Source organism: Alcanivorax sp. NBRC 102024, assembly GCF_001602235.1.
In the GTDB taxonomy this organism is placed as follows: domain Bacteria; phylum Pseudomonadota; class Gammaproteobacteria; order Pseudomonadales; family Alcanivoracaceae; genus Alcanivorax.
Genome location: NZ_BDAS01000002.1, coordinates 105825 through 121717, shown reverse-complemented (window position 1 = coordinate 121717; position 15893 = coordinate 105825). Strand labels below are relative to the sequence as shown.

Annotated in this window: 18 protein-coding genes; 11 read left to right on the top strand and 7 right to left on the bottom strand. The window is 61.1% G+C overall.

The features are described 5' to 3' along the window. Window positions 1-54: 54 nt before the first annotated feature. Genes argH through lysA form a run of 3 tightly spaced genes read left to right on the top strand, consistent with a single transcriptional unit; the run spans window position 55 to window position 2924 of the window. A complete protein-coding gene (argH, locus tag A0251_RS04335) occupies window positions 55-1455 on the top strand; it encodes an argininosuccinate lyase (protein ID WP_062815619.1) in 1401 nt (466 codons plus the stop codon). A gap of 57 nt (window positions 1456-1512) precedes the next feature. Beyond that, the gene (locus tag A0251_RS17120; RefSeq protein ID WP_082810754.1) at window positions 1513-1680 is read left to right on the top strand and encodes an LPS translocon maturation chaperone LptM; all 168 of its coding nucleotides are present in this window, start codon (window positions 1513-1515) and stop codon (window positions 1678-1680) included. Window positions 1681-1682: 2 nt separating this feature from the next. Next, window positions 1683-2924: a diaminopimelate decarboxylase gene (gene lysA, locus A0251_RS04330; RefSeq protein WP_062815618.1), complete on the top strand. Its 1242-nt coding sequence runs from the start codon at window positions 1683-1685 to the stop codon at window positions 2922-2924. Window positions 2925-2928: 4 nt separating this feature from the next. Here the strand turns inward: lysA and nhaC are convergent, their stop codons facing one another. Then, a complete protein-coding gene (nhaC, locus tag A0251_RS04325) occupies window positions 2929-4413 on the bottom strand; it encodes a Na+/H+ antiporter NhaC (protein ID WP_062815617.1) in 1485 nt (494 codons plus the stop codon). 222 nt (window positions 4414-4635) lie between these two features. Beyond that, window positions 4636-5478: a 23S rRNA (adenine(2030)-N(6))-methyltransferase RlmJ gene (locus A0251_RS04320; RefSeq protein ID WP_062815616.1), complete on the bottom strand. Its 843-nt coding sequence runs from the start codon at window positions 5476-5478 to the stop codon at window positions 4636-4638. A gap of 196 nt (window positions 5479-5674) precedes the next feature. On the opposite strand from A0251_RS04320, the gene dapF reads away from it, so the two are divergent. The 5 genes from dapF (at window position 5675) to A0251_RS04295 (ending at window position 9427) form a co-directional block, all read left to right on the top strand. Continuing rightward, on the top strand, window positions 5675-6529 hold the full coding sequence (dapF, locus tag A0251_RS04315) for a diaminopimelate epimerase (RefSeq protein WP_062815992.1): 855 nt from the start codon (window positions 5675-5677) through the stop codon (window positions 6527-6529). Between the two features lie 14 nt (window positions 6530-6543). After that, window positions 6544-7266 carry a DUF484 family protein gene (locus A0251_RS04310; RefSeq protein ID WP_062815615.1) on the top strand — a complete coding sequence of 241 codons (723 nt, stop codon included), beginning with the start codon at window positions 6544-6546 and terminating at the stop codon, window positions 7264-7266. Beyond that, a complete protein-coding gene (gene xerC / locus A0251_RS04305) occupies window positions 7263-8192 on the top strand; it encodes a tyrosine recombinase XerC (RefSeq protein WP_062815614.1) in 930 nt (309 codons plus the stop codon). Before A0251_RS04310 ends, xerC begins: the two co-directional genes overlap by 4 nt. Before the next feature lie 220 nt (window positions 8193-8412). Beyond that, on the top strand, window positions 8413-9120 hold the full coding sequence (locus tag A0251_RS04300) for an HAD family hydrolase (RefSeq protein ID WP_062815991.1): 708 nt from the start codon (window positions 8413-8415) through the stop codon (window positions 9118-9120). Then, entirely contained in the window at window positions 9113-9427 is a 315-nt protein-coding gene (locus tag A0251_RS04295) for a YqcC family protein (RefSeq protein ID WP_062815613.1), read from the top strand. The genes A0251_RS04300 and A0251_RS04295 overlap by 8 nt, the downstream gene beginning before the upstream one ends. 364 nt (window positions 9428-9791) lie before the next feature. On the opposite strand, the gene A0251_RS04290 is transcribed toward A0251_RS04295, so the two are convergent. Further along, entirely contained in the window at window positions 9792-10754 is a 963-nt protein-coding gene (locus A0251_RS04290; RefSeq protein WP_062815612.1) for a ChuX/HutX family heme-like substrate-binding protein, read from the bottom strand. A 193-nt stretch (window positions 10755-10947) separates the two neighbouring features. Beyond that, window positions 10948-11124 (bottom strand): hemin uptake protein HemP, encoded by a 177-nt coding sequence (hemP, locus tag A0251_RS04285; RefSeq protein WP_062815611.1) that lies wholly within the window; start codon window positions 11122-11124, stop codon window positions 10948-10950. A 225-nt stretch (window positions 11125-11349) separates the two neighbouring features. Between hemP and A0251_RS04280 the strand changes: the two genes are divergently transcribed. The 3 genes from A0251_RS04280 to A0251_RS04270 all read left to right on the top strand — a co-directional run bounded on the left by A0251_RS04280 (window position 11350) and on the right by A0251_RS04270 (window position 13353). Next, window positions 11350-11868, top strand: a complete 519-nt coding sequence (locus A0251_RS04280; RefSeq protein WP_062815610.1) for a DUF6231 family protein — start codon at window positions 11350-11352, stop codon at window positions 11866-11868. A gap of 196 nt (window positions 11869-12064) precedes the next feature. Further along, the gene (locus A0251_RS04275) at window positions 12065-12748 is read left to right on the top strand and encodes a hypothetical protein (protein WP_062815609.1); all 684 of its coding nucleotides are present in this window, start codon (window positions 12065-12067) and stop codon (window positions 12746-12748) included. 185 nt (window positions 12749-12933) lie between these two features. Continuing rightward, window positions 12934-13353 carry an OsmC family protein gene (locus A0251_RS04270; RefSeq protein ID WP_231866028.1) on the top strand — a complete coding sequence of 140 codons (420 nt, stop codon included), beginning with the start codon at window positions 12934-12936 and terminating at the stop codon, window positions 13351-13353. 297 nt (window positions 13354-13650) lie between these two features. On the opposite strand, the gene A0251_RS04265 is transcribed toward A0251_RS04270, so the two are convergent. The 3 genes from A0251_RS04265 to lgt form a co-directional block, all read right to left on the bottom strand. Then, on the bottom strand, window positions 13651-14160 hold the full coding sequence (locus tag A0251_RS04265) for a dihydrofolate reductase (protein ID WP_062815607.1): 510 nt from the start codon (window positions 14158-14160) through the stop codon (window positions 13651-13653). Between the two features lie 90 nt (window positions 14161-14250). After that, window positions 14251-15084 (bottom strand): thymidylate synthase, encoded by an 834-nt coding sequence (locus tag A0251_RS04260; protein ID WP_062815606.1) that lies wholly within the window; start codon window positions 15082-15084, stop codon window positions 14251-14253. Next, window positions 15081-15893: a prolipoprotein diacylglyceryl transferase gene (gene lgt / locus A0251_RS04255; protein ID WP_062815605.1), complete on the bottom strand. Its 813-nt coding sequence runs from the start codon at window positions 15891-15893 to the stop codon at window positions 15081-15083. The genes A0251_RS04260 and lgt overlap by 4 nt, the downstream gene beginning before the upstream one ends.

Here is a 15893-nt window from a genome sequence, read left to right as displayed (position 1 = left end):
TCCCTGCTATACTGCGCGCCTCGCAAATCCGGCTTTATGCATGGGAACCGTACGATGACCGACAAGCAGCAGAACAAACTCTGGGGCGGCCGCTTCAGCGAATCCACCGACCAGTTCGTGCAGGAATTCACCGCCAGCGTGAATTTCGACCGACGCATGTACCGTCAGGACATCTTCGGCTCCCAGGCCCACGCCACCATGCTGGCGGAGGTAGGCGTGCTCACCGAGGAAGAGCGCGACGCCATCATCAATGGCCTGGCGGAAATCCAGAAAGAGATCGAAGCCGGCGAATTCCAGTGGTCCGTTGCCCTGGAAGACGTGCACATGAACATTGAAGCGCGGCTCACCGACAAGATCGGCATCACCGGCAAGAAACTGCATACCGGCCGTTCCCGGAACGACCAGGTGGCCACCGATATCCGCCTGTGGCTGCGTGACGAGATGCTGATTCTGGAAGAACAGTATCTGCACCTGATGACCGGCCTGCTGGATCTGGCCGAGCGCGAAGCGGCCACCATCATGCCCGGTTTCACCCACCTGCAGACCGCCCAGCCGGTGACCTTCGGTCACCATCTGCTGGCCTGGTTCGAAATGCTCAAGCGTGACCGTGAGCGGTTGCTGGACTGCAAGAAGCGGGTCAACCGCATGCCCCTGGGCGCCGCGGCACTGGCCGGCACCACCTACCCGATCAACCGGGAGCGCACCTGCGAGTTGCTGGGCTTTGACGGCATCTGCGAAAACTCCCTGGACGCGGTGAGCGACCGGGACTTCGCCATCGAATTCTGCGCACTGGCCGCCCTGACCATGACCCACCTGTCACGGATCAGCGAAGAGCTGGTGCTGTGGACCAGCGCCCAGTTCAACTTCATCAATCTGCCCGACCGCTTCTGTACCGGCAGCTCCATCATGCCGCAGAAGAAGAACCCGGATGTGCCGGAACTGGTTCGCGGCAAGACCGGTCGCGTGAATGGTCATCTGATCAGCCTGCTGACCCTGATGAAGAGCCAGCCGCTGGCCTACAACAAGGACAACCAGGAAGATAAAGAACCGCTCTACGACGCCGTGGACACCCTCAAGGGCAGCCTGCGCGCCTTTGGCGACATGGTGCCGGCCCTGGAACCCAACCGGGAAGTGATGCGCGAAGCGGCCCGCCGTGGCTTCGCCACCGCTACCGATCTGGCCGACTACCTGGTACGCAAGGGCATTGCCTTCCGCGATTCCCACGAAATTGTCGGCAAGGCCGTGGCCTATGGGGTAGAGAAGAAGAAAGACCTGAGCGACATGTCCCTGTCCGAACTCAAGCAGTTCAGCGACCAGATCGAGGACGACGTGTTTGACGTGCTCACCCTGGAAGGCTCGGTCAGCGCCCGCAACCATATCGGGGGTACCGCCCCGGACCAGGTGCGCGCCGCAGTTGCCCGTGCCCGTGAAGCGCTGGACAATACCGGCAACTGATCAACGTCGGGCGGAAAGCACGCCGCGATCCGCCTTCGCACGCACACTCGGAGCTTGATGATGCGCATCATCGCCCTGCTATTTGTCGTTCTGCTGGCCGGCTGCGGCCAGAAAGGTCCGCTTTACTTCGCCCCTGAAGAACCCGCCGCCGAGCCGGTCGCGACTCAGGACGACAACACCGACCAACCCGCCGTATCCGACCAGGATGACGGGGAACAGGAATAATCATGGATCACTTTCAGTACCGCGACGGCGAGCTGTTCGCTGAAGAACTGCCGGTAGAACAGCTGGCGGACCGCTTCGGCACACCGCTGTATCTCTATTCCCGCGCCACCCTGGAGCGTCACTTCCAGGCCTTCGACGAGGCCTTTGGGGACCATCCCCACCAGGTCTGTTATGCGGTAAAAGCCAACTCCAACCTGGCGGTACTGAATGTGCTGGCCCGTTGCGGCGCCGGTTTCGATATCGTTTCCGGCGGTGAGCTGGAGCGGGTACTGCGGGCGGGCGGCGATCCGGACAAGATCGTGTTTTCCGGCGTAGGCAAAACCGCCGACGAAATGGCCGCCGCCCTGAAAGCCAACATTCACTGCTTCAACGTGGAATCCGCCGCCGAGCTGGAACTGCTCAACCTGGTGGCCGGAGAACTGGACCGTGAAGCCCCCATCGCCATCCGGGTGAACCCGGATGTGGACGCCCAGACCCACCCCTATATTTCCACCGGTCTGAAGGACAACAAGTTCGGTGTGGATATCGCCAAGGCACCGGCGCTGTATCAGCGCGCCGCCGAGCTGCCGCACATCAAGGTACTGGGTATCGATTGCCATATCGGCAGCCAGCTCACCAAGCTGTCTCCGTTCGAGGACGCCCTGGAGCGGGTACTCAAACTGCTGGATCAGCTACAGCACCTGGGTATCGAAATTCACCATCTGGATCTGGGCGGTGGCCTGGGCGTCACTTACAACGAGGAAGCGCCACCGGCGCCGGCCGATTACGTGCAGGCCCTGCTCAAGCACATCCCCGGCGACCTGCCAGTGCACATCGAACCGGGCCGGGCCATTGCCGCCAACGCTGGCATCTTTGTCACCCAGGTGCTGTTCCTCAAGCCCACCGAACACAAGAACTTCGCCATCGTCGACGGCGCCATGAACGACCTGATCCGCCCAAGCCTGTATTCGGCCTGGCAGAACATCGTGCCGGTCAAACCCCATGATGCGGATTGTCGGGATTGGGATATCGTCGGCCCGGTCTGCGAAACCGGCGACTTCCTGGGCAAAGACCGGGCCCTGTCCCTGGAGACCGGCGACCTGTTGGCGGTACGCAGCGCCGGCGCCTACGGCTTTGCCATGGCCAGCAACTACAACAGCCGCAACCGCCCCGCCGAAGTGATGGTGGATGGTGATCAGGCCTTTGTGGTGCGTCAGCGGGAAACCGTTGAGGACCAGCTGAAGCTGGAATCCCTGCTGCCCTGAACCCTTACCCTTGAGACGCGCGCCCCTCGCCGGCCACTGCCGGCGGGGTCAGGCGCAGCACCTTGATCCCCAGCCAGGCATACACCAGCGCCAGCAGCGGATTGATCAGGTTGAAAAACGCAAAGAACAGATAGTCCGTCACCGGCACCAGCAGCACCGACTGCATGTAGGCCCCGCAGGTATTCCAGGGAATCAGCGGGCTGGTGATAGTGCCACCGTCCTCCAGCGCCCGGGACAGATTCACCGGCGCCAGCCCTTCCTTTTCATAGGCCTCGCGGAACATGCGCCCGGGCATGATGATGGAAATGTACTGGTCGGCAGTGAGGATGTTGCTGCCCAGGCAGGTGGCCAGCGTCGCCGTGATCAACCCCGCCGCGCCCTTCACCGCCGCCAGCAACCCTTCAATCAGCTTTGCCAGCAAGCCCGCATACTCCATGACGGCGCCAAACGTCATGGCGCAGAGAATCAGCCAGACCGTGTTGAGCATGGACGCCATGCCACCCCCGGACAGCAGATCATTGAGCGCCGCATCGCCGGTTTCCACGGTGATGCCCGCATAGAAGGTCTGCCACACCACTTTCAGTGACGCCATCATATCCGCCTGCGCCACGCCCGCCTGGGCGGCAATGGCCTCGGGCTGGAACAACAGCGCCCAAATACCCCCCAGCAAGGCCCCCAGGAAAATTGCCGGCAACGCCGGCATGCGTTTGAGCGCCAGTACCAGCAGCACCAGCAGGGGAATCAGGTGCAGAAAGGAAATATGGAACTGGCTATCCAGGCCGGCCAGTAGCGGACGAATACGATCCACCGAGTCACCGACCACCTCCGCGTTAAATCCCATGAACAGGAAAATCAGCAGGGCGATGACGATGGAGGGGACCGTGGTCCACAGCATCAGGCGGATATGCTCGAACAGGTCCGAGCCGGCCACCGCCGGTGCCAGGTTGGTGGTTTCGGAAAGCGGTGAAATCTTGTCGCCGAAATAGGCCCCGGAGACCACCGCCCCGGCGGCCACCGGCAGCGATAACCCCAGGCCGCTGGCCACCCCGATCAATGCCACCCCCACGGTGGCCGCCACCGTCCAGCTGGAACCGATACTCAGGGCAATAATGGCGCAGATCAGACAGGCCGCCGCATAGAACAGGGCCGGATTCATCAGCTCCAGCCCGAAATAGATCAGCGACGGTACAATGCCGGCCAGGCGCCAGGTGCCGATCAGGGCGCCCACACTAAGCAGAATCAACACCGCCCCCAGAGCCACGGCAATGCCCTTGATCATGGCGGTCTCGATCTCCCGCCAGGTCATGCCGTTCTTGAAGGCAATCAGTGATGCCAGACCCGCGCACAGCAACAAGGCGATCTGGTTGGGGCCAGAGGAGGCACTGTCGCCATAGAGATAGACCGCCGCCGCCAGCAACGCCACCAGCACCACGATGGGCAGCAGGGCATCGAACAGGCTGGGGCGACGGTGTGAAGAGGACTGTGTCATGGCTGGCTACAAGACGGTGTCTTTCCGGTTATGGGCCTTCGCCGGCGAGTGAGCGCTTACCGGGGGCACGAAAAGCGGCGCAGTCTACCAGCACCTTGGCAAAGGCGCATTGCCGGTGGTCGGCCTGCTCGACGAGTAACGAGTAGCGAGTTTCGAAATGCGAAGCAGTGGATTTTCGCTCCTTGCTCCTCGTATCTCGTATCGTATCTCGTAAAGGCGCTGTCAGTCCTCGCCAGTCAGCTCTCTAACCAGAGTATGGCCGTTGGGTTCGCACAGTGCACTCTTGAGCACCGGCATGGCCTGGGCCATATGCTGGGCCAGCGTATAGGGCGGATTGATGATCAGCATGCCGGAGCCGGTCATGCCCCGGCCGGAGGCATCCGGGCGCGGACAGCACTCCACCCGCAGCAGGTTGGGGATCTCCGCCTTGACAAAACGGCGGATGAAACTTTCGGTACGGTTGCGATCCAGCACCGGGTACCAGATGGCATAAGTGGCAGTGGAGAAACGCTCCATGGCCATCTGCAGCGCCGGCAACAGCCCCAGGTAGTCCGCTTCCATTTCATAGGAAGGATCGATCAGCACCAAGCCACGGCGATGCTGGGGCGGCAGCATCGCCTTGAATCCCTGCCAGGCATCCAGCTTCTCCACCCGCACCCGCTTGTCATCGGCAAAGCGACGCTGCAGCAACTCGAAGTCGGTGCTGTGCAGCTCGGTACATTGCAACCGGTCCTGTTCCCGCAACAGGCTGGCGCTGATCAGCGGCGACCCCGGGTACTCGGTAAGCTTGCCCACCGGATTGAGCTTTTTTACCAGCGCCACGTATTGATCAATCACCCCCACGCCAGTGCGGCTATCCATCAAGCGGGCAATGCCATCCTGGTATTCCCCCGTCTTCTGCATATGCTCGCTGGCAATGGCATAACTGCCGGCCCCGGCATGGGTATCGTGCACCGTGAAGGGTTTATCCTTTTTCTTCAGGTACTCGATGATCGCCACCTGGACGATGTGCTTGAGGACATCGGCAAAATTGCCGGCGTGATAGCTGTGGCGGTAGGAAAGCATGGTGGCAACCTGAAGAAATGTAAGGGCACATTGTACACCTGACGCCGTCCATGTAGGAGCGTCGCTTGCGGCGCGATCCCAGACATTGAATCATCGCGCCGCAAGCGACGCTCCTACAATAAAGCCGAAACGCCATCACCTGACGCCACCGGAATCCCGGAGTACAATGGCCTTTTACCCGTACCGGACAATCCGCATGAACCTGCGCTTTACCAAAATGCACGGCCTGGGCAACGATTTCATGGTGATCGACGGCATCCGCCAGTCGCTGCCGGAAACCGGCGTGCCGTTTTCCGCCGACGAAATCCGCCGTCTGGGCGACCGGCATTTCGGCGTGGGCTTTGACCAGATGCTGATCGTGCAACCGGCCCGCAGCGCCGGGGCGGATTTCCGTTATCGCATCCTCAATGCGGACGGCTCCGAGGTCAGCCAGTGTGGCAACGGCGCCCGTTGCTTTGCCCGCTTCGTGCGCGATCATGGGCTGACCGACAAGGCCGAGATCGTGGTGGAAACCGCCGCCGGACAGATGACCCTGGCCGTGACCGACGACGAGCAGGTGACCGTGGATATGGGTGCGCCGCGCTGGGCGCCGGACGCGATTCCGCTGATCGCCAAAGCCGAACAGGACACCTATTTCCTCATCGCTGACAATAACGCCTATGAAGTCGGCGCCGTCGGGCTGGGTAATCCCCACTGCACCCTGCTGGTGGAAAATGTGGACACCGCACCGGTGAACACCCTGGGGCCGCTGCTGGAACGCCACGAACAGTTCCCGGAACGGGTCAACGTGGGCTTCATGCAGATCGTCAGCCGCAATGAAATTCGCCTGCGCGTCTACGAACGCGGTGCCGGGGAAACCCTGGCCTGCGGCTCCGGTGCCTGCGCCGCCGTCCTGATTGGCCAGCGCCGGGGCTTTCTGGATGAGGACGTGACGGTCCATTTACCCGGCGGCACCCTGCGGATTCATTACGATGGCCAGGGCGGCGTGCGGATGACAGGCCCCGCCACCCCTGTCTATGATGGCAGCATTGATGTAATCGCGGCGCAATAAAAAGGACACCCCCCATGACGGAGAACACCAAGGCCAGTGCCGACCAGGTTGCCGCTTACCTGCGCGACAACCCGGATTACTTCCAGCACCGCCCGGAGTTGCTGGAGCTGCTGCGCCTGCCGGACTCCAAGGGGGAGGCCGTCTCCCTGCTGGAGCGCCAGGCCTCCATCCTCCGCGACCGCAACAATGAACTGCGCGACCGCCTCAACGGCCTGCTGGACGTGGCCCGGGAAAATGATCACCTGTTCGACAAGACCCGTCGCCTGACCCTGTCCCTGCTGGAAGCGCGCGGGGCGGAAAAACTGTTCCGCAACCTGCTCGCCAGCCTTGGCGATGATTTCCACTGTGACCGTGTCGCGCTGATGCTTTATGACCGGGAAATCCCCATCCTCGGCGACCTGCGCAACCAGATTCGCTGTGTCGACAGCGACGCCCTGCCCAGCGCCCTCAACCACCTGCTGCGTAACGGCAAGGCGGTGTGCGGTGCCATGCGCGAAGAGGAAATGCAGGCCCTGTTCCAGGAGCACGCCACCGACATCCGCTCCGCCGCCATGGTCCCCCTGGAGTACCAGGGCAAATTGGGACTGCTGGCCATCGGCAGCAAAAGCGCCATGCATTTCCGCAGCTCCCTGGGCACCCTGTTCATTACCCACATCGGCCAGGTACTGAGCCGACGCCTGCATGAAGTGCTGCGGCAATACCCGCATCAGGCAGCCAAAAAGATCAATGAACAGTGAACAGCGGAAGCCGCGATAAAGACACCGTTACTGCCTTCCTGCAACATCTGGAGTTCGAGCGCCGCCTCTCCCCCCACACCGTCAGCAATTACCAGCGTGACCTGAAAGACGCCTTCCGCCTCACCGGGCAGCGGGACTGGGCCACGCTCACCGTGCACGACATGCGCTCGCTGGTGGCCACCCTGCACCGGCAGGGAAAAGGCGGCAAGACCATTGCCCGACTGCTCTCCACCCTGCGCACTTTCTACAGTTATTTGATGCGTGAGGGGCTGGCCCGGGATAATCCGGCGGTGGATGTGCGACCACCGAAAAGCGGCAAGCGTCTTCCCAAGGCCCTGGATGCGGATCAGGTAGGCCAGCTGCTGGATGCGGGCACGGAAAAAGGCGACCCACTAAGTCTGCGCGACCAGGCGATCATGGAACTGTTCTACGCCTGCGGCCTGCGCCTGGCGGAACTGCTGAGTCTGGATCTGGATAGCCTGGACCTGAGTGCCGGCCAGCTACTGGTCACCGGCAAGGGCAACAAGACTCGCCAGCTGCCCATCGGCAAGCCGGCCCTCACCGCCGTACGCCGCTGGCTCAAGGCCCGCACCCTGTTTATCAAGGACAGTGAAGAGAAAGCGCTCTTTCTGAGCAAGAATGGCCGACGACTGTCCCCGTCCAGCGTGCAACAACGTCTTAAACGTCACGCTCTGGAGTGGGGCCTGGATGACCACTTGCATCCCCACAAGCTGCGCCATTCCTTTGCCACCCATTTACTGGAATCTTCCGGCGACCTGCGTGCGGTGCAGGAACTGCTGGGCCATGCGGACCTGGCCACCACCCAGGTCTATACCCACCTGGATTTCCAGCACCTGGCCCAGGTCTATGATGGTGCTCACCCCCGAGCCCAGCGCCGCAAGGGGGACGACGAGGAGTCTTCCTGACCTCTGCCGCTTCCCGTAGGAGTTCCCTTCCAGGGGACGAACCTCAGGTAGCGAGGCGCCAAAGCGGATCATTGTTCACGGCTCTATCGCGCCTGGATATTCCTGATCGCCCTATGGCCGATTCCGTGCTGCGCACGGTTCGCCCCCTGGAAGGGAGCTCCTACAGCAGCTTCGCCTTCATGGCCGGGCCTCAGCCCTTGCCATGCGCTACAATAGCGCCATGAGCCGACTCAAACTGATTACCTTTGATCTGGACAATACCCTCTGGCCGGTGGACGAAGTGATTCGCCGGGCGGAGAAGGCATGCAGTGACTGGATCATCGACCGCCACCCGGAAGCCGCCCAGGCGTTGAGCGCCGAACGGGTCCGCGCCGTACGTACCGCCCTGCTGCGGGAACGACCGGACTATCTGGACAACCTGACCGCCCTGCGCCAGGACGCCATGGCCCGGGCCTTTACCGAACACGGCTTCAGCGCCGGCGAGGCGCGCAAGATTGCCGAGGAGGCCTTCCTGGTTTTCCACCGTGCCCGCAATCAGGTGACCTTTTTCCCCGGGGCCCTGGAGGTGCTCGAACAGCTGGCCGATAGCTACCAGCTGGGCGCTCTGACCAATGGCAACGCGGATCTGCAGCAGATCGGCATCGCCGGTCTATTCAGCTTCCACCACTCCGCGGAAACCATCGGTAAACGCAAACCCGCCCCGGACATGTTCCAGGCGGCCCTGGCATCCGCCGGCGTCGACGCCAGCCAGGCAGTCCATGTGGGGGATCATCCCCTGGAAGATGTGCATGCCGCGCGTGAACATGGCATGCATGCCATCTGGGCCAACCTGATTGATCTGGACTGGCCGGTTGATCTGGCCCATCCGCGTCACCATATCCATAATCTTCACGAACTCACTGACCTGGTACCCCTTTTCGATGACTAAGCGCGCGCAACTCGCCACCCTTCTGGACGACCTGCAGACAGAACTGGACCAACAGGGCCTGTGGGAACAGCAACCCCCTACGCCCGCTGCTTTCAACAGCAGCACGCCTTTCTTTGCCGACACCATGGCGTTCAGCCAGTGGCTGCAGTGGGTGTTTATCGCCCGCTTCCGGGCCATTCTCGAGGCCGAGCACCCCCTCCCCGGTCAGTGCGACGTGAGCCCCATGGCGGAAGAAGCCCTGAAGGGCATGGAGCAGGATGTGAGTGAGATCATTGATCTGCTGAAGCAGTTCGACGAGCACTTTTAAGGGCGGCGGCAACAGGGAGCCGGAGGCATTTATCTGTAGGCGGTTACCTGCAAGCGAACCCGCAAGACTGTAGGAGCGGAGCTCGAGCCGCGAACCGGGAGTGACACCAATCAGCTGGATTTGGCCTCGCACTGAGCAGGACCTGGCGCGCTCTGATATTCCTGATCGCCCTGCGGTCGATTTCCGCGCAAGCGCGGTTCGCACCTCAAGAGGTATTATTCGCTTCGCTCACCCTTCGGGCCGCACGGAACTACGTGCGTTACTCCGCTGCGCTACGTTCCTACAGCGGCTTCGTAGAAACGCCAAGGTACCGGGAACTTTCTAACCTTTCCCTATCCAATCGAGCGTAGCTTGTAGCTTGTAGCTACCGAATCACGCTATCTCTCAGTAACGCCCGCCAGTCAGACTCCGCTTCGCCGGCGGACAGCGTCCACAACCAGTCACCGTTTTCATCCAGCGCCTCCAGCGCCGTGATCACCTGCCCATCACCGGGCTTGCGCAGCCGCCACAGGCTCTGCATTTTTGCCATATCCAGCGACACCAGGGCACCGTTATGGACCAGATGACAATGGCTGTCTTGCCAGCGCGGTGACGACCAGGGTGCCGTCATGCACAGACGCACACCTTGATTGCCCACACACAGCGTGGTCGCCTCATCACGCCGCGAGGCTTCCGCCAGCACCGCCGGCAGGGTTTCCGGGCGTACCGGGCAGGCAAAGCTATCCCGCACCGAACGGTACAGAACCGACCGCTGGTTATCACAGCGCTGCAACAGGTGGGTGAAGTCCTCGTCATCGGCACTGCCGGCCCAGTCCCGCTCCAGCTGAGAGAGCGGCCCCAGTTCACCCGCCACCGCGCGGGGAAGACCGGCGGGCAAGTTCAGGGTTTGCTGATCGGGATGCAACATGGCGCAAACCAGCTCCTCGAATGCCAGACCTCCACTGTTCGGGGCCACCGCCATCTGTTGCAACGGTTGCCCCTGGCGATCAAAGAACACCAGACTGCGGGCGGGTAACGCACCGGTGGGCTCCAGCACCGCCAGCACCGAATGCCACTGGGACACCTGCAGACTTTGCCGTAACCGACAACGATCGCCCACCGATTCCAGCCACCATTCCCCTTCATGGAACGCCGGGTAATGCATGTTCTGGGAAACCCGAGAGCCACTGGTAAACGTCGTTACCACCAGTGAACCAAGTCGGTAGAGGGCCTTGAGAATGGCCAACGGTTCGTCCTGCAATCGTAAAACCCGATCACCGAGTGCGGCACCGCACTGACGAAGCAGAGGGGATGCCGCCGGCGCCGGGGACCACGCCATCACTGACATGCTGCCTCCAGATCGCCGCACCATCGATGCCTTGTCGACGGTGCTTGTTATTAGGTGTGGAAAGCTGGCGGCGGCTGGCGATCCACGTCAGGGAGAAAAGGGAGAGGCGTCTCGCAACGTACCTGAGACAACGAGACACTACCGCCCGACACGCACTGGGCGCCTCATTGCCCAAGGCATGATGCGTGCCTGATCACTTGGTAAGAATAAGCCGGTTATTGGACGTGCGGCGAAGCAGGTAACGCTCGCCGGCATGCTCGATCCAGAGTTTGCCCTGGTGGTTGAGCAGCAGACTGCTGGCAACACTGCTTTCTGCATTGATAGAAACCCGGCGGGTGGTGGCGGTGACGTTCTTCTTGAGCTGAGTCATGCTGGCCTCCTTGTCTGTATATGAGAATCATTATCATTATTGATTGGACAGCCGTCAATCCTCATTTTCGTTTTTCTGACCGGGGTCACAAACCCGGTCAGACATCCCCGATCTATCCACGCCAAAACGCTTTTGACATGCCAAGCCCCCTTGCTGTTTTCCTCGCCGGGCAGGTTTTTACGTTCCCCTATCGAAAGCCCTGCACAACCGCGCTAGACTGAAATCATGAATACCGCGATGGCACACCCCATGACCGAATCCCCCCAGGAACGTCTGGCCGCTATCCTGGATAGCCACCAGCCTTCCTCCGTTGTTACCGTCAGCCTCAACCCCATCCCCGTCGTCAGCCAATGGTGCAAGGACCACGACTGCACGCTGGTGGAAATCCAGGAGCAGGACCCCTTTGCGGCACTGGAAGAGATCGAACGGGTGGATATGGCCATCGTGGCCGACCAGCTGGAATACATGAGTCAGCGTGATGGCGAAGCCCTGATGGGCTTGCTGCGCAACCTGCACACGGACTCCATGGTGGCGGTATATCAGCCCAACCTGGCGCCACAGAAATTGCGCTGGCCCAGCAACGGGTTTCTGGCACTGGGTTGCCGGGAGCAGGGACACTTTGCCCAGGAAGGTCGTGAGCTGAATATCTACAGCTACGATCTGGACAACTACAACTTTGAGCGCAAATGGAACAACCCGCGCTTCTGGGCCAACCCGGAAAACTGGGGCAAGTACTGGTGGTAAACACCCCACCGGTTATTCCGTAGGGTGCACTGAGCCTAAGGCGAACTGCACCCTACCTGCGGCCAACCCCATTACACGACCTTCCCATCGCAAGCCCGCAACGCCTATTCGCCCGCTTTCTCTGTGAACTGCGCGCCCGCTGTGGTGAAATAACGCCTTTCCCGCTGAACTTTCCAGCCCCAACTTTGCAACCGACATGATCAGCCAACGTTTTCGCGAAATTCTCTATTTCTGGTGGCGCAATCTCGGGCCCATTTTTCTGGTGACGGCCCCCTTTGCCCTGCTCACTGAAGCCAGCCAGTGGCTGTTTGGACCCAGCTTTGTGTTCCCGGAAGAGGCTGGCGGGGCGCTGCAGTTCAGCGGCATCAGCCTGGCCATCGTGCTGCTCAGTCGTCCGCTGGCAGAAGGGACACTGATTGCCCAGCTGGCTGCGGCGCGCTCGGGCAAACCGGCCGGCCTGCTTCATTGTCTGGCCGCTGCCGTGCTGGTCTACCCCATGTTGCTGGCCACCTATGCCATCATGGCTGTTGGCGTCTCGCTGGGCTGGCTGGCGTTTTTCTTCCCGGCCCTGTGGGTCTACACCCGCCTGTGTTTTGCCCCGTTTCTGGTGGTTCTGAAACGCCGCAATCCCATCGATGCCCTGCGCCAATCCTTCGCCATGACACAAGACCAGCAGTGGCCTCTGCTGCTGATTCTGGTGCTGGTTTTCCTTGCCTTTGTGTTGATGAGCAGCATCCTGGCATCGCTGGTCACTGCCGTCGTCAGTCAACCCCAGGCGGCGGCGCTGCTGGTGGGCCTGCCGGTGAGTCTGATCAGCGCTCTGGTCAATGTGGCGGTGTTCCGCTACTGGGAAATGGCCCAGGACAACGTGACCCATTAAAACCGCATCGGGTGGCGGTCCCGGTTTCAGGTTACCGCCACCCCTCCCGCACCCGCCGCAACAACTCCCGCAACCCTCGACACCCGCCACTGACGTTTTGTCACCGACTTCGACCAAAGCCCCCATGGCATGCGGGCGTTTTGATGGCATACTGCCCTGAAGAATAAACCAACCGGGGATATGTCGTGCCACAACACACTATGCATCTGAGCTGGAACGCCCATGGCGAGGATCACTACCTCTGGCACCTGGCCGATGGCAACGAAGTCCGTGTGGTGGATGGCCATCATGGCCAGCAGGAATTCATGGAGCCGGAGGAGGCCTTTATCGCCGCCCTGGCCAGCTGTCACCTGCTGTCATTTCTCACCGAAGCGGCCCGCGACGGCCTGTCCGTAACCAGCTACGACGATGATCCCCAGGCGACCCTGGGCCAGAACGACCAGGCAATGATCTACGTGCGGCAGGTATTGCTGCAGCCGCTGGTCACTTTCAGTGGAGAACAACCGGACGCCGCCAAGATCCAGGCCCTCCACCAGCGCGCCCACGAGAAATGCTTTATTGCCCAGTCAGTGAAGAGTGAAGTGTTGATCGAGCCGAGAGGATGAATTTGTAGGAGCACCGCTTGAGGTGCGAACCGAGCGCAGCGAGGCGGCAAAACTCAACGTCTGTCCGCCGTTCTTTCTTGAGGCGGCAGGGTTCTGAAATTCCTGATCGCCCTGCGGGCGATTTCCGCGCAACCGCGGTTCGTACCTCAAGAGGTGTTATTCGCTTCGCTCACCTTTCGGGCCGCACGGAACTACGTGCGTTACTCCGCTGCGCTACGTTCCTACAGAGGCTTCGTAGAAATGACGGGGCCCAGGAAATTTTTAGCCTTTCCCTATCCAGCCGAGCGTAGCTCGTCCCTATTTCCGCTCGTAAACCACGAAGGAATAATCGTAGGGATTCGGCCCTTCTGCGGGAAAATCTTCCCGGCCGATCTCTTTCCATTCGGAGGTGTCGTACTCCGGAAACCAGGTATCACCATCCACCTCGGCATGCACTTCGGTGAGATAGAGCCGGTCCGCTTGCGGCAGGGCCAGGGCATAGATCTCCGCCCCGCCCATCACCACGGCTTCGTCCTGCCCTTCGATGAAGGCCACGTTCTCCGCCAGGGTAACCGCCTCGTCCAGGGTCGCCACCACCTTGGCTCCCTCCGCCTGAAAATCCGCTTGGCGAGTAATCACGATATTGGTACGACCCGGGAGCGGCTTGCCCAGGGAATCCCAGGTCTTGCGGCCCATGATCACTGGCTTGCCAAAGGTGACCTGCTTGAAGTACTTGAGGTCGTTGGGCAGATACCAGGGCAGCTTGTTGTTACGCCCGATGACACGGTTACTGGCCTTGGCCACCATCAGGGAAAGTCGGATGGACATGAAAAAACTCTATAGTCTGACGCCGGACGTCTGAAGTCGGACGCAAGGATTTTAGTCGTCTGACGCCGGCCCTCCGACGTCAGACTCGTCTCAAATTGCCACCGGCGCCTTGATATGGGCGTGGGGCTCATAATCGCTCAGGGTGAAATCCTCGAAGGTGAAGGCAAACAGGTCCTTCACCGCCGGATTCAGGGTCATGGTGGGCAGCGAGCGCGGCTCCCGGGACAGCTGGGTATCCGCCTGCTCCAGGTGATTGGAATACAGATGCGCATCCCCCAGGGTGTGCACGAAATCACCGGGCTGCAGATCGCACACCTGCGCCATCATCAATGTCAGCAATGCATAGGAGGCAATGTTGAACGGCACGCCCAGGAAAATATCGCCGCTGCGCTGATACAGCTGACAGCTCAACTTGCCATCCGCCACATAGAACTGGAACAGACAGTGGCACGGCGGCAGTGCCTGCTTGCCGGCAGCCGCATTGTCCTTCGGGGAGGTGGACGGATCCGGCAGCACCGCCGGGTTCCAGGCACTGACCACCAGACGACGGGAATCCGGATTGCGTTTGATCTCCGCCAGCACCTCGCTGATCTGATCAATGACACGGCCATCCTGGGTTTTCCAGCTGCGCCATTGTTCGCCATACACCGGGCCCAGCTCGCCGTCAGGCGTCGCCCACTCATCCCAGATGGACACCCCGTTTTCCTTCAGATAACGGATATTGGTGTCGCCGGACAGAAACCACAGCAGCTCGTGAATGATCGAGCGCAGATGCAGCTTCTTGGTAGTGACCATGGGAAACCCTTCACCCAGATCAAACCGCATCTGATGCCCGAACACCGCATAGGTGCCGGTGCCGGTACGGTCTTCCTTGAAGGTGCCATGCTCACGCACATGGCGCAGCAGATCGAGATATTGCTTCATGAACGACTCCGGGAAGGGGTAACGGCGCGATCATCATGACGGTAGGCCCAGACCATCATGGCGGCACCGAGAAGTATCATCGGGATGCTCAGCAGCATTCCCATGGTCAGCCAGCCGCCGGCCAGATAACCCAGGTGGGCGTCCGGCTCACGGAAGAATTCCACGAAGGTACGGCCCAGGCCATAACCCACACCGAACAACCCGGTCACTGCCCCGGCGGGCCTTGGCTTGGCCGAATAGAACCACAGCACGATAAACAGCAGCACCCCTTCCAGCGCAAACTCATAGAGCTGGGAAGGATGGCGCGGCAGGCGGTCCGGATCCGTGGGGAACACCATGGCCCAGGGGGCATCGCTGGCGCGACCCCACAGCTCCGCATTGATAAAATTGCCCAGACGACCGGTGGCCAGACCGATCGGCACCATGGGTACCATGAAATCCGCCACCTGGAAAAACCGCTTGTTGGTCTTGCGGCCGAACAGCCAGAACGCTACCAGTACGCCGATGGCGCCACCGTGGAAGCTCATGCCGCCGTCCCACAGCTTGAACAGCCAGATCGGATCATCCAGGAACTTGCCGAAGTTATAGAACAGCACATAGCCCAGACGGCCACCCAGGATCACCCCCATGGCGCCGTAGAAGACCAGGTCTCCCACCTGGTCCTTGGTCCAGCCCGAGTTCGGCTGTTTGGCGCGATACACCCCCAGCAGCCAGGCGGCGGCAAAGCCGATCATGTACATCAGGCCGTACCAGTGCACCTTGAGGGGACCAATGGCAATCGCCACCGGATCAATCTGCGGAAATTCCAT